This is a genomic window from Ruminococcus sp. 5_1_39BFAA, from assembly GCF_964240875.1.
Lineage (GTDB): Bacteria > Bacillota > Clostridia > Lachnospirales > Lachnospiraceae > Blautia_A.
Genome location: NZ_CAXSVO010000005.1, coordinates 166,558 through 179,827 on the forward strand (window position 1 = coordinate 166,558; position 13,270 = coordinate 179,827).

A 13,270-nucleotide genomic window follows, 5' to 3' on the forward strand; every position below is an offset into this window, starting at 1 on the left:
GGACAGGAGGATGCTTAGGATGGAAAACAAGAAAACTTTTGGGGCGTATATTGTGCGGCGGCGGAAGGAGCTGGGCTTAACGCAGAAGGGGCTGGCAGAGAAGCTTTATGTGACAGAATCGGCTGTGAGTAAGTGGGAGAGGGGATTGAGCTATCCGGATATTACATTGCTGATGTCCATTTGCAGTGTTCTGGATATTTCCGAGCATGAACTGCTGACAGGAAGCGAGGATACAGGAAAACGGACATCGGAAAGGCTTGCTGCCCAATATTTGCGTCTGACGCGGAACTACCGTATTTCTCAATATGTTCTTTACAGTCTGATTCTTTTGGGTTGTGCGATTGGAAACCTGTGTACAGGACATAGGCTGGACTGGCTTTTTATTGTAGTGCCGTCGGTATTCATGGCAGCTTCTCTGACGCTGGTTCCGGCGCTTGCTGCTTTGTATCCGAAATTGAGCCGTTGTAAAGCTGCGCTGTCGCTGGGGAGCTTTACGGTATTCCTGGAATTGCTTCTGCTGGCGTGCTGCATTTACAGCGGAGGAGACTGGTTTGCAGTGGCAGGGATTTCCGTGGCATTTGGGATGACCCTGGTATTGCTTCCGTTTTTGCTTCCCACGCTGCCGCTGCCGGGATATCTGGCGGGGAGAAAGACATCGGTGTATCTGATTACGGAAACAGTATTGCTTCTTCTCCTCCTTCTGATAAGCTGCATATATACAGGCGGCGACTGGTTTGCAGTGGCGGCGGTGAGTGTTACTTTTGGGCTTGGTTTCTTTATTTTTCCGGTCTTACTCAGGCAGCTGCCTATTCCGGATGGATTGAAGCGCCATAAAGCTCTGATGTATTTTGCTGTGCAGACGGCGCTGCTGTTTGTGCTTCTGGCGGTCAGTGACTGGTATGCAGGTTCAGAGGCTTTCCTGACAGTCAGTCTTCCTATTTCTGTGCTAAGTCTGCTGCTTCCCTGGGGAATCATGCTGATCATCCGGTATCTGCCGGTTTCAGGATGGTTCCGGGCATCGGGGTGTACGGCGTGGACAGGGCTTTGGATCTGGATATTTCCGTATGTGTTGGACCAGATTATGGCATTCCGCTACGGGCCGAGCCTGAATCGTTATTCTCTTTGGAGTTCTGTTGATTTTTCGTCTTGGGGAGGAAACCAGACGGCTATGAATGTGATCGCGATCATTTTGCTTTCATTTGCAGCATTGACGGTTCTCTTTGGAGTGATCGGATTCTTCCGAAGAAAAAGAAGATAATATAGTCGGAACGGCGACTTAAAATCCGTTTCCAGTGGTTGGGGTGAAGATCTAAAATTTATTCCTATTACAGAGTAAACTGTTAAAAATCAGAGAAAGGGTGGCTGCGGTCATCCTTTTTCTGATTAATTAAATGGCGGAAGAGAGTTTTAAGGAACGTGTTTTTGAATTAGATCTAAATAATTAGATCTAAATAATTAAATCTAATAATTAAGATCTAATCATTGACAATCGTGGAAAAAGATGTATAATAGGGATATAAATAAGAGGCGTTTGTAAGATATTTCCGGCTATTTTATGGAAAAGAGGAAGATAAAATGAAAAAGGTATACTTATTTCCGGTGCAGCAGTACAATACTATTTTTTTTATTGGACAGTATGATCCGGGAAAACTGGTGCAGATGGCTGATCAGAGTATTGAGATCGGAGATGTTCAGGAGGCCCAGAGACCGCTTGACAGGAAGCATTTGAGAGATATTTCGGATTATACAGGTCTGGAGAAAGGAATGCTGCCGGCATCGGTTATGATTGCCACTAAAGATAAAGGAAAAATAAAAATAAAAAAGGAAACATGGCCAGACGGCGACTTTCGGTATTACGTTGAATTCCCGGAGACCAGAGAAGAGCTGGCGGCATATTCTGATTCGATTGATATTATTGATGGCCAGCATAGACTGTTTGCTTTTGATTTGAGATATCGTAATGAGAATTGGAAGGAAGATACGATATATGAAATGCCGTTTTCCATGTTTATTACACCGGATTTGCGGACCAGAAGGCTTTTATTTACAATAACAAATGAAAAACAAAAGGCCGTCAGCAGTAATCTTCTTTTGTATTTAAAAAGTAAGCTGGGAATGCTGAAACCTGAGGAGGAAATGTATTTGCCTCTGGTAAAGCTGCTTGGTTCAGAAAATAAATCGCCCCTTAAAGGCCGGATTATCATGAGTGCAGAAAAAATACCCAAAGGGTATAAGGCGAAAGAGCTTATTAAAATTCTTAATAAGGGCAAAGTAAGAGATTTGACAATCGGAACTCCGCCGCAACCGCTGAGTCTGGAGCAGACATTGGATGCATTGTGTGTTTATCTCAATGGCTGGGAGGAGTTTTACAGTTTATCATATCAAAAGCCTCAAAAGGAGACTATGACAAAGATTAGTGGGCTCAGATACATATTTCTGTTATTTAGCACCTTTGTGGATCATTCCATTAATACAAGGTCTGCCTTCAACGTGGAGTTTGTAAAAAGAGTGATACAGGATTTGGAAAATGCAAAAGGGCTGAATGAAGAGCAGACACTATTCGACAGTTCTTTGGAGTTTAGAGGAGAGGGCGCTACAGTGAAGCTGGCTACAGATGATGCGGCGTTGCTTAAAGCCTATCTGGCAGCAAAGAGTACGGAGGGATTCAATCCATTTGCGTAAAGGCTATGATTAGGGGAATAAATGGAAGTTGACATTTTGTTGGGTTTTGCATATAATACAAATAACAGAACCCAACACGCCTCTCAACGATGCGGACCACGTTGGGTCTTTTTAATTTTATGGAGAAATTTGGTATGGGAGAATTAAAGCGGCATCAGCCCCCTATGACGATTAATGAACAGATAGAGAATTTGAAATCTATTGGATTAATTGTGGAAGACGAGGAATATGCAAAAAGAATATTGAATGATATTTCCTATTTCAGATTGATTAAGGCGTACAGTCTGAACCTCAAGTCCCGGAATGGCCTGTATAATGAGAAGATTACCTTTGAACAGATTGTAGAATTGTATTTGTTTAATGCAAATTTTCGTCAGATTCTGCTTCCGGAGATTGAGAAAATCGAAGTAAATTTGAGATGCAGAATTGGTAACTATTTTGCCGGGAAGTATGGTGTTACAGGCTATCTGGAAAAGGAGAATTTTGCAAATCAGGAGTATCATGAACTTTTTTTAAAAGATATCGAAGAGGAAATCCAAAGAAATGCGAAGGCACCGTTTGTGCGGAACTTTCGTGAAAACTACGAAGGCGGGAACCTTCCGGTATATGCTTTGATGGAAGTGTTTAGTTTCGGTACATTGTCCAAATTTTACAAGAATATGCTGAACCCGGATAAGAAGGCGGTAGCAGCTAAATTTGGCGTAGGTTATACATATCTTGAAAGCTGGTTAGAGAGTATTTCTTACGTGAGGAATATCTGCGCTCACTATGGAAGACTGTATAATACGAAATTGTCAAAGACTCCGATGCTTTATAAAGAATATACAAAAGCAGGAATCGTAAATAACAGGATATATGGTGTGCTGCTGTGTATGAAACACCTGCTTAAAGAAGATATGCACTGGAATCTGTTTGTAGACACACTGGAAGCACTTCTTGAAAAGTACGAAACAGTGGATATTGCGACCATGGGATTTCCAAAGAACTGGAAGGAACTGCTGGAATATTCGTAAAAATGACTACTTTGGTCAAAGCAGATTACAGAGCTGTGAACAATGGGTGATAAAATGTGGGGAAAATTAACAGGTTACAGTATATTTTAGGGCAACGAGCGCTTGAATAGAATTGGAGGATGGATAATGGGTTGTCTGGGAAATCTTTTATGGTTTATTTTCGGAGGTGCCATCAGCGGTTTAAGCTGGTGTCTCTGCGGCTGTGTATGGTGCCTGACTGTGGTGGGAATTCCCATTGGGATGCAGTGCTTTAAGTTTGCGTCGTTAAGCTTTTTCCCATTTGGAAAAGATGTTGTCTACGGAGGCGGAGCAGGTTCGTTTCTTCTGAATCTCGTCTGGATGATCATAACCGGCTTTCCCATGGCGTTGGAGCACACGGTACTGGGAATTATCCTTTGTATTACGATCATTGGTGTTCCCTTCGGGATGCAGCAGTTTAAGCTTGCAAAACTGGCGCTGATGCCCTTTGGCGCGGAGGTGAGGTGAGATTTGGCTGAAGCCTATCCGCTCCGGTACTGAGTTAACAGTTACAAATTAATATATTTAATAAGCAAGCTGCCTACTCCGGTCAAGAGACAAGGCGGCTTGCTTATTTTTTATAGTTCAGAATTGCAACGAGTAACAAACCAGCAGTCAGAATTATAGGTAAGTATAACGTTCTTGTGGTGGGTGTTTGCCAGAGTATATATTTAAAAGTGTATTTTTAAAATAACAGAGATGGTAATAACATGCTGTCGGGTATTCTTCTATAACCTAACAAATCCTTCCTTGTAACATAGTCCATGCTGTGCTATACTTCTCTCATGGAACAATCGTGTTACAGGGTGGCTTGACCTCTATTCTACATAGAATGGGGGTGGTGCTGATGAATAAGAAGAATAAGAAATTATTCGATTTCCAAGATCTTATGGCTTTCGGAATGTTCATCTTAGCATTGCTGACATTCATTTACTTGATTTGTCACTGATGTCTTAAAGCATAAGAAAACCACCCTCTAAACTTTGACCGAGTATTCAGGGTGGTAATCTTATCAACCATTATATGAGGTCAACCCCTTGTGGGCGGTTGTTCCTCATCTATAATATATCATACCGGGCAGCAGTATTCAATGGAATGTTTCCAATTTTTCTAAAATCAATCTTTTTTCTTTTTCGGTTCCTCAATGTGGGCGTGATGACATGACATTGACAAATGAGGATTTATTAGCAATCTCTCAATGAAGAGTATTTCAACAGTGAACTGGAAACACCTACGATAACTGTACAGTCAACAGCAGGAGCTTATGGTCATGTATCCGTAGCTAAAGTATGGCACAACAATGATACGGCTACACATGAGTTAAGCCTGTCAGCAGATTATATGATCGTCCGATTGAAAATGTGGTTGCAATTAGAATGGCAAAGTAAAAACGGTAAATGGTATACATACCTGCCAGATGAAAAGAAGGGACGAGTAGAAAGAGAGCGAACAACGCAGAACCTTGTTGGCTGTGCTCTAAGATAAAAGCCCTTAATCCTTTTGGGGAATTTGTTTTAACCAATGAAAAAGGAGAAAGAATTTCAACACAAGTAATTCGTATGAGATTAAAACGCTTATGCGAAAAAGTCATAGAAATAGAAAAAGTCTTGATAAGAAAACTCAAATTTTAAGTAATATACCGGAATTACAGGCAAAATAAAAACCAATCAAGGCTACTATGCCATTTGATTGGTTTTGATTCTGCTATGCCTTGAAAACCCAGTAAAATCAATGGTTTTCGAGAGCAGATAACGGGAATTGCATAGGGCATTTTTTACGGTTCCGCTATCTGCTTTTTGTTGATTTTGCGTTGGATTTTAATTATCTTGAAGCATTTATTTTCTTTTACTGATTTTTCTAGTATCATTTCAGTATCATTAATAGCCGTTATTCTGGCACAGTTTATCAAGCTTTTCTGCAACCTCTACCTGCTTGGATGGAAACAGGTGAGAATATATATTCAGTGTGGTAGATACATCTTCATGGCCAAAACGCTCCGATACAAGGAGGGCAGAGAACCCCATTTCGATCAAGAGGGAAGCGTGAGAGTGTCTAAGTCATGAAACTCGATATTTAATTTATATTGCACTATTTCTTTGATTTTTGAAATAATTTAAGGAATAATGCTTTTTTAATTTCAATATTGATGATATACTGAAAATACATTTTTTTGTTGAGGTATATGAGATGCTTCCCTATACAGGAGACTATATTGAACATATTGGCGACAACAAAAACAATTTTAAATATTACACATTTACCCCTCGCCCTCTGATTTATGGGGATATGTATAAAATGGATGATGAACTATCCGCTTTGCTAGTTGAGGCACATCGGAATATTGGTTTTCTGGAGGGGCTCCTTAAATATGCTCCCAATAAAGATGCATTCAGTGAATTAATGCTATTAAAAGAGTGCGCATATTCTTTAATGATTGACTATGATAGTCCTACTTTCCAAGATGTACTTGTTAATCGTGGGAGTGGCAAAGAGGATATTGTACAAATTACTAATCTTGCATTGGCTTATAAGACAGCGAGAAATATGACGATTTCTGCTCCGAGTCTGAGCAAACTATGTGGAATTGCACTGTATGGTGATAATGTTGACAAGATGATTGGTGTCAGAAATCGGCAGACCTTTTTATATAATGTTAGAACGAATATCAAATCCTATAATCCTACTGCACCTACTGAAGTTTTACCAGCATTGACCGATATTTCTGCCTATTTATATAATGGCCAAGATACTGACCCCTTAATTAAAACTGCATTAGTGCATTATCAGTTTGAGATAATTCATCCGTTTGAACAATACAACGGCATCGTTGGGCGAATAACAATTCCGATGATATTGCATGACGTTACCAGCGAAACATTTCCATTGATATGCTTATCAGAATATTTATATCAAAATAAAAATGAATATTTCGACTTGCTCAGGACAACGCAATATAGCGGTGGATATATTCGGTGGATTAAGTTTTTAGTAAAGGCTATAGGAGAAACTGCAAAACAATCTGCAGAATCATTGATTCAATATGAACATACAACAGCAAAGGATGAAGAACTATTAATAAATAGCGGCAAGATATCCCGAAGTACTTCCATAGTATATGAGTATTTTAAGCGATTTCCAATAACAAACATTCCTTACGCTTCAAAAGGAACAGGACTTTCTTTTAATTCAACGGCAAAAGCGATAGATTTACTACAAGAGCAAGGTATTCTCGTTCAAATGAATTCAAAAGAAAGAAATCGTATTTGGGAATATATGTCCCTCAAAAATTGCGTTGTGTTGGAATTGCAATAATGCTTGCCAGTAGTATGTTCAAGAATTTACAATACAACATTCCGAATGGTGGCAAGGTGCTGCTTGTTACATTTAATGGGGCGTTGGTCAAATATATGCGTGGTCTAAGCGATTATCGAGCTCAAAAACTTGTGGTCGAAAATTATCATACATTTGCCCGTGGCTATTTGAATAGTCGCGGGCAAATGCCACATCGGAACGGAATTGCAGGTCCAGATGAAAAAGCGTCTTACATAGAGCAGGCTGTGGATTATTTTAAAAAGAAATATCCGGCAGAAACAACTTTTAAGCGTTCCATAGAATTTTTTATTGAGGAAATTACATTTATAGAAAGATTTGGTTTTTCCAGCTTTGCTGAGTACAAAGAAGCGGAACGTATTGGGCGCGCTTCTGCAAATATTAAACGTGAAAATAGGAAATGGATTTTTGAAGTATATGAAAAATATAGAGAATTGCGTGAAGCAGACGGTAAAAAATATGATTGGGATGACTTGGCATTATATGTCTTTAATGAATTGCAAAATGACGATAGTGAACGGAGATATACACATATTATTGTAGATGAGGGGCAAGATTTTTCGCCAATGATGATTAAGTCATTGGTAGAGTCCGTAGCTGATAATGGCTCTTTTACATTTTTTGGAGATGTTGCACAACAAATCTATGGCAGTCGCTTGTCATGGCGTGATTCAGGTATAGATATAAATAAAATATGGCGCTTTGACGTAAATTATCGCAATCCTGCAACAATTACAGCATTTGCAAGGGCCATTACCCATAATAAATACTGGCGACAAGATGGAGACATGGTAGAAGCCGCTTCTCAAATTGCGGAAGGACCAAAGCCAATATTGATAGAGTTTTCCCATAAACAACATGAAGTTAGTTGGATTGTAGATCGTGCAATAGCGATAGGAAAAACATCGTCTACTGTCATTGTCTGCAGAAATAGAGCTGATATTGATAGCTTCTTTGCTTGGTTAAAAAATAGAGGTTGTGAAGCAATAAAAATCAATAAAGAGACCCCTGGTTTTGCCCATTTAAAGAAAGTATATCTTACAACTTTTCACGCTGCAAAAGGACTGGAATTTGACCACGTATTTATTCCATATCTAACCGAGGATAAATTCCCGGATTCTGATATGATTTCGAGGGCCGTTTCTATTGAGGAAATGTATACAGATGAAATAAAACTCCTTTATGTTGCAGCAACCCGATCTAAATATGGTCTTTATATGACCTACTGCGGAAATTTGTCGCCTTTATTTCCACGAGATTCGGATACTTACGATTTCTTTTATGAGGAGGATTTGTCATGAGTGCATACGATATTTTGACAACACGCGGCGTTACTCGACTATGTCATTTTACAAAGTTTCAAAACCTGACACATATTATCACTTCTGCAGATGGTGTTTTGGCTAGTAGTTCAATACGCCAAGATACGAAAAATGTAAATGATACCGCACGTTATGACGGGAAATTGGATTTTGTATGCTGTTCTGTACAGTACCCAAATTCGTGGTTCTTAAAAAGAGCTATGCAGAATAATTCGGATAAAATTTTTAGAGAGTGGATTGTTTTGTATATTGATTTGAGCATACTAAAGTATAAAAACACAAAATTTTGTCCTTGTAATGCAAGTAAGGCAAATGGAGCTTATATAAGCAAAAAAATGAATAATATAGATTCTATTTTTGCCTCTACAGTTTCTACTTTTGATTATCCAAGAACATCAAAAATGCTTTCTTGCTGTCCAACAGACGGACAAGCCGAGATATTGATAGAAAATAGTATTCCGCGAGAATATATCAAGGGCATTGCCGTTGGTAACGAGGATGTTGCAGGACGCGTCTATTCAATTTTAAAAATGTATGATCTGGAGCATATAGGCATATATATTGCTCCAGATGTATTGACTACGAAATGGAGCAATATGATTAAAGAGGGCTGTTCACCAAATGAAATTCGGTGCGAATGGTCAGAGGAGGATTAAATTATGTCTACGAAAATACCGACTCAAATGGAAAAATGTAAAGGTGCAATGTTAGCTACTGCTATTGGCGATGCATTAGGATGGCCTAATGAGCCGCGTTCTAAAAATAGAGTAAAAAAGCCAAAAGTCATGGATAATTTTGTTGGGTGGATTCGCAGTTCCAATAATCCGCGGTGGCATGATGAGAAGATTTTGCCCGGCGAGTACAGTGATGATACACAACTGACATTGGCTGTGGCACGAAGCATTATTGCTGGTGACTGGGAGACATTTTTTGCAGAAAAAGAACTTCCTTTCTGGTTAAATTACGAGCGTGGAGGGGGAGGCGCTTTGCTAAAAGCTGCGAAATCCTGTGAAAAGGGAATTTTGTTATGGCAATCCCAATATACTCGCGATTATTATAATGCTGGCGGCAATGGTGCTGTTATGCGTATTTTACCCCATGTTATTGCATCTGCAAAAACGCCCAATACTGCGAAACTAATAGTGGATGTTATGAAGGATACTCTTATAACTCACGGTCATCCCCGTGCGTTTTTAGGTGCAACATGTTATGCCTATGCGCTTGAGTATCTTTTGAAGAAAGAAACCATTTTAGAATATGGTGAACTTGTTGCTGCTGTAATAGATGGTCAGAATGTTTGGGGGGCAGTTCCGGATTTGGATATTTTTGAAGAATGGCTTAATATTGCCCGGCAAAATCTTGAATACGACTTTTTGATAGAATGGGAAAATGTCCGTACTCGCATGGTAAAACAACTTGAATTTATAGGAACTTCTCTAAAAAAAGGGTTAATTCTTGATGATACAAAAGTACTGACTGAGTTGGAATGCTTCGATAAATCAAGTGGTGCCGGAGATGTTGCTATATTAGCGTCCATCTACTTAACTTCAAGATATGCAAATAACCCCTCTCTTGGAATAAAAATCCCTGCGTTCTCTTTTGGCGCTGATACCGATACTATTGCATCTATTACCGGTGGATTATTGGGAATGCTTAGCGGAACAGATTGGATCCCGACAGAATGGAGAGAAGTTCAAGATTATAACTGTCTCGTTCAAATGGCGGAATTCCTAATGGCAGACAATAAAAAGGAAGCTACCAAGAAAGAAGTCGCAGAGGCAAAAGCTCAAAATAGTCAATGGAATGCTACACCTATTGGTAAAATGCGATTTGTTGAATCAAGTAATGCTCCAAATGGAAAAAATGGTATTGTAATAATCAATAAGTGGCAGACTACGCTCGGGCAAACTATATACACAAAGACTTTTCAGCCTAAAAATATATCTATACAATCTCATCAATCAAAAAAACCGGTGTCAACACCTCAACAAGTTACGCCTAAAGAATCAAAAAAATTCGTGCTGAATTTGATGGACATATCAGAATTACTTGGAAATCCAGAATTTAAAACGAATATTACCATAGGCAAGGTTTTGAAAATTATTGAAGATTTGATCGATGACAAAGAAACAAGTAAAAATCTTTCTAAAAAGTATAAAGTTGATCAATTATTTGTAGAACAAATAGGAAAATATGTAACAGATATGAAAGATAGTAACCGGGTATAATAGTGTTATTAAATTGCTGTTTGTCTTAATAGAGGAGAGAATATGCCACAATCAAACATACTTATGTATACTACAGAAGATGGAGCCACAAAAATAGAAGTAACATTTGATCATGATACGGTTTGGCTTTCCATAGATCAGATGGCTGAATTATTTCAACGGGATAAAAGCGTAATTGGTAAACATGTAAGAAATATTTTTAAAGAAAGAGAATTGGTAAAAGAGGCAGTTTGGGCAAAATTTGCCTACACTGCTTCTGACGGCAAGACTTATCAGGTTGATTTCTATAATTTAGATGTTATCATTTCCGTTGGTTATCGGGTGAAATCACTGAGAGGAACACAGTTTAGAATATGGGCAACTTCCATTTTGAAAGAATATATGAAAAAAGGGTTCGCATTAGATGATGATCGTCTTAAGAATCTTGGAGGCGGAAACTATTTTGATGAATTATTGGCTCGCATCCGTGATATTCGTTCTTCTGAAAAAGTATTTTGGAGAAAAGTTCTGGAAATATATGCAACCAGCATTGATTATGACCCGAAATCAGAGAGTTCGATTTTATTTTTTAAACAGGTACAGAATAAAATGCACTGGGCGGCTCACAAACACACGGCAGCAGAAATAATCTATCAGCGGGCAGATGCGGATAAGAATAATATGGGATTAACAGCGTGGGCTGGAAAAGAAATCAAACGTTCTGATGTAGAGGTTGCAAAGAATTATTTAAATGAAAAAGAAATAGATGCATTAAATAAAATCGTTACGGCATATTTGGATATTGCGGAAGTCCATGCCCTAAATCAAGAGCCGATGTATATGAAGGACTGGTTGGAAACGATTGATGATTATCTAAAAATGACAAGAAGGGATATTTTAACTACGAAAGGAAGGGTTACTCATAAGCAAGCTCTAAAGAAAGCGCATGGAGAATATGAGAAATATCGGAAAAAGCAGGAGGATTCCCTTTCTCCTGTAGAGTATCATTTTCTTGAAAGCATAGAAAAGTTACATAGTTTGGAAGAAAAGAATTAATTTTTTTGTCATGGACTTGACATATGGGTGCCGGATATCATGCAAGCGTATTCTTTTCACTCCTGCTGCTTTTGTATGTGATTCTAATTGCCCGGCATAAGAAGAATGGGAAGCCATGAATAGCCGTGTTTCTGGTGTAATACCGTAGATCATGCCCTTATACCGTTGGATACATTCTGAAAGGAATAGCGGGATAATGATTGTCCGGTTGGCCTTAGCTGTTTTTGGGGAGGTAACTACACCCTCACCGTTGATCAGATGATACGTTTTGCTTATGGTTATAGTATTCTCTTTGGTATCAATATCGGCGGCGATCAGAGCCTCAAATTCGCCTATTCTAAGCCCACAATAGTAAAGGATTAAGAATGCGGTATAGTACGGATCCGAATGCTTAAAGGTGTCAATGAAACGGTCAAATTCTTCTTTTGTCCAGAAATTCAGGCTCTTTTGCTTCTGTCCAACGGTATTCCCTGCTACCCTACAGGGATTGATAGATAAGCCGTAGAAGCGGACTGCAAAGTTGAATATGATGGACAGCTCCGTGACAAGATTTTGCATATAGCCTGGGGAAAGGGGCTGGTCGTTGGCATTTACAGAGTTCTTCAGATCGGCTTGCCACTTCCGGATATCCGCTGCAGAAATAGAATCTATAGAGCATTTCTCAAAGTATGGCAGCAGCCATTTGTCCACACGATTCTTTTTGGTTTCATAAGTGATAAGCTTGCTATGCTCCTTCTTATCATCAAGGTATAGCTGACAAAGGGTGGAAAAAGGCATAGTTGGTTCTGCAGATTGTTTGAGAAGGAATGACCGTTCCCATTCTTTTGCTTCACGTTGGAGCTTGAAGCCCCGTTTAAGTTTCTGTTTTTTAGTACCTGTATAGTCGGTGTAATAGAACTTGGTTAGTGTATAATTGTTATTGGCAGAAATAGGAATTGTTCCTAAAACTAAAATAAAAAGGAAGTAGAGAAATTCCCTACTTCCCAATCATACAGTTTTTCTTTATGATGTTAACGACCAAGAAAACACGTAAAGGAGACTGTATGATGAAATCTATTGTAGAAGAAAAGTTGATATCTTTCAAGCATCTGGAGCAGAATAAAGGAAAGCGGACTACTACGATCAAGACGGTTTATGGCGAAGTGGCTTATGCCCGGAGAGTATACCAGACGAAGCTGGAGGACGGGAAAAAGGCCTTTGTGTATCTGCTGGATGAAGCAATGCAGATGGATAAGATAGGGCTGATCTCTACAAACCTGGCAGAAAAGATAGCCATGACGGTTACCGAATCCCCCTACCGTGTAACAGCGGATATCATCAGCGAAACCTGCGGCCAGAGCATCAGCCATGGAGGTGCATGGAACCTGGTGCAAAAGCTTGGAGAGCGGATCAGAGAGGAAGAAGACTATACCGTAAAGCAGATGGAAGCAGGGGAGGCGGAAGGGAAAGCAGAGGGAGCCGCCTTGTGAACAAAGCAATGCTGGCAGGGATGGAAAAGAGCAGCGATTTCCACGGGAAACGTGAGGCACTGATTGAGAAAAAATATAATGTAGATGAGATCCAGCAGAGAATCCTGAACGGGGATGGAGGAAGCTGGATCAAAGAACCGTACGATGCGGAAGCAATCTATTACCAGGCACAG

General features: G+C 39.5%; 12 protein-coding genes and 2 pseudogenes. 11 read left to right on the plus strand and 3 right to left on the minus strand.

The genetic code is table 11. From position 1 onward, the window contains the following. Positions 1-19: 19 nt before the first annotated feature. From ACESZH_RS08865 to ACESZH_RS08880, 4 genes are all read left to right on the plus strand, one after another. Positions 20-1,258: a helix-turn-helix domain-containing protein gene (locus tag ACESZH_RS08865; protein WP_373214253.1), complete on the plus strand. Its 1,239-nt coding sequence runs from the start codon at positions 20-22 to the stop codon at positions 1,256-1,258. 317 nt (positions 1,259-1,575) lie between these two features. Further along, on the plus strand, positions 1,576-2,682 hold the full coding sequence (locus tag ACESZH_RS08870; protein WP_373214251.1) for a DGQHR domain-containing protein: 1,107 nt from the start codon (positions 1,576-1,578) through the stop codon (positions 2,680-2,682). Positions 2,683-2,816: 134 nt separating this feature from the next. Further along, positions 2,817-3,695, plus strand: a complete 879-nt coding sequence (locus ACESZH_RS08875) for an Abi family protein (protein ID WP_373214249.1) — start codon at positions 2,817-2,819, stop codon at positions 3,693-3,695. Positions 3,696-3,821: 126 nt separating this feature from the next. Continuing rightward, complete coding sequence (locus tag ACESZH_RS08880; protein WP_373214247.1) at positions 3,822-4,181, plus strand: YccF domain-containing protein; 360 nt, start codon at positions 3,822-3,824, stop codon at positions 4,179-4,181. A 1,409-nt stretch (positions 4,182-5,590) separates the two neighbouring features. On the opposite strand, the pseudogene ACESZH_RS08885 reads toward ACESZH_RS08880, so the two are convergent. Further along, a pseudogene (locus ACESZH_RS08885) lies at positions 5,591-5,770 on the minus strand (tyrosine-type recombinase/integrase); the annotation flags it as partial. Positions 5,771-5,900: 130 nt separating this feature from the next. On the opposite strand from ACESZH_RS08885, the gene ACESZH_RS08890 reads away from it, so the two are divergent. The 5 genes from ACESZH_RS08890 to ACESZH_RS08910 are packed head-to-tail and all read left to right on the plus strand — an operon-like array spanning position 5,901 to position 11,628. Beyond that, positions 5,901-7,025, plus strand: coding sequence for a Fic family protein (locus ACESZH_RS08890; protein WP_373214245.1), 1,125 nt, complete (start codon positions 5,901-5,903; stop codon positions 7,023-7,025). Further along, positions 6,977-8,344, plus strand: coding sequence for a 3'-5' exonuclease (locus tag ACESZH_RS08895; protein ID WP_373219882.1), 1,368 nt, complete (start codon positions 6,977-6,979; stop codon positions 8,342-8,344). The genes ACESZH_RS08890 and ACESZH_RS08895 overlap by 49 nt, the downstream gene beginning before the upstream one ends. Then, positions 8,341-9,021: a DUF4433 domain-containing protein gene (locus ACESZH_RS08900; RefSeq protein ID WP_373214241.1), complete on the plus strand. Its 681-nt coding sequence runs from the start codon at positions 8,341-8,343 to the stop codon at positions 9,019-9,021. Before ACESZH_RS08895 ends, ACESZH_RS08900 begins: the two co-directional genes overlap by 4 nt. A 3-nt stretch (positions 9,022-9,024) precedes the next feature. Next, on the plus strand, positions 9,025-10,593 hold the full coding sequence (locus ACESZH_RS08905) for an ADP-ribosylglycohydrolase family protein (RefSeq protein ID WP_373214239.1): 1,569 nt from the start codon (positions 9,025-9,027) through the stop codon (positions 10,591-10,593). A 42-nt stretch (positions 10,594-10,635) separates the two neighbouring features. Continuing rightward, complete coding sequence (locus ACESZH_RS08910) at positions 10,636-11,628, plus strand: virulence RhuM family protein (protein ID WP_373214237.1); 993 nt, start codon at positions 10,636-10,638, stop codon at positions 11,626-11,628. Here ACESZH_RS08910 and ACESZH_RS08915 read toward each other — a convergent pair. Both ACESZH_RS08915 and ACESZH_RS08920 read right to left on the minus strand, forming a co-directional pair. Further along, positions 11,602-12,405 carry a tyrosine-type recombinase/integrase gene (locus ACESZH_RS08915; protein WP_373219886.1) on the minus strand — a complete coding sequence of 268 codons (804 nt, stop codon included), beginning with the start codon at positions 12,403-12,405 and terminating at the stop codon, positions 11,602-11,604. The two genes, ACESZH_RS08910 and ACESZH_RS08915, sit on opposite strands and share 27 nt — an antisense overlap. Positions 12,406-12,429: 24 nt before the next feature. After that, positions 12,430-12,615 (minus strand): annotated as a pseudogene (locus ACESZH_RS08920) (Arm DNA-binding domain-containing protein); the annotation flags it as partial. A gap of 56 nt (positions 12,616-12,671) precedes the next feature. On the opposite strand from ACESZH_RS08920, the gene ACESZH_RS08925 reads away from it, so the two are divergent. Then, positions 12,672-13,097: a UPF0236 family transposase-like protein gene (locus ACESZH_RS08925; protein WP_373214233.1), complete on the plus strand. Its 426-nt coding sequence runs from the start codon at positions 12,672-12,674 to the stop codon at positions 13,095-13,097. A 20-nt stretch (positions 13,098-13,117) separates the two neighbouring features. After that, the coding region (locus tag ACESZH_RS08930; protein ID WP_373219888.1) for a hypothetical protein at positions 13,118-13,270 on the plus strand (153 nt) is incomplete at its 3' end.

Bases quoted from the DNA above. Each gene is read 5' to 3' on its own strand.
- ACESZH_RS08865 (WP_373214253.1), top strand. From the start codon at position 20: ATGGAAAACAAGAAAACTTTTGGGGCGTATATTGTGCGGCGGCGGAAG.
- ACESZH_RS08870 (WP_373214251.1), top strand. From the start codon at position 1,576: ATGAAAAAGGTATACTTATTTCCGGTGCAGCAGTACAATACTATTTTT.
- ACESZH_RS08875 (WP_373214249.1), top strand. From the start codon at position 2,817: ATGGGAGAATTAAAGCGGCATCAGCCCCCTATGACGATTAATGAACAG.
- ACESZH_RS08880 (WP_373214247.1), top strand. From the start codon at position 3,822: ATGGGTTGTCTGGGAAATCTTTTATGGTTTATTTTCGGAGGTGCCATC.
- ACESZH_RS08890 (WP_373214245.1), top strand. From the start codon at position 5,901: ATGCTTCCCTATACAGGAGACTATATTGAACATATTGGCGACAACAAA.
- ACESZH_RS08900 (WP_373214241.1), top strand. From the start codon at position 8,341: ATGAGTGCATACGATATTTTGACAACACGCGGCGTTACTCGACTATGT.
- ACESZH_RS08905 (WP_373214239.1), top strand. From the start codon at position 9,025: ATGTCTACGAAAATACCGACTCAAATGGAAAAATGTAAAGGTGCAATG.
- ACESZH_RS08910 (WP_373214237.1), top strand. From the start codon at position 10,636: ATGCCACAATCAAACATACTTATGTATACTACAGAAGATGGAGCCACA.
- ACESZH_RS08915 (WP_373219886.1), bottom strand. From the start codon at position 12,405: ATGCCTTTTTCCACCCTTTGTCAGCTATACCTTGATGATAAGAAGGAG.
- ACESZH_RS08925 (WP_373214233.1), top strand. From the start codon at position 12,672: ATGATGAAATCTATTGTAGAAGAAAAGTTGATATCTTTCAAGCATCTG.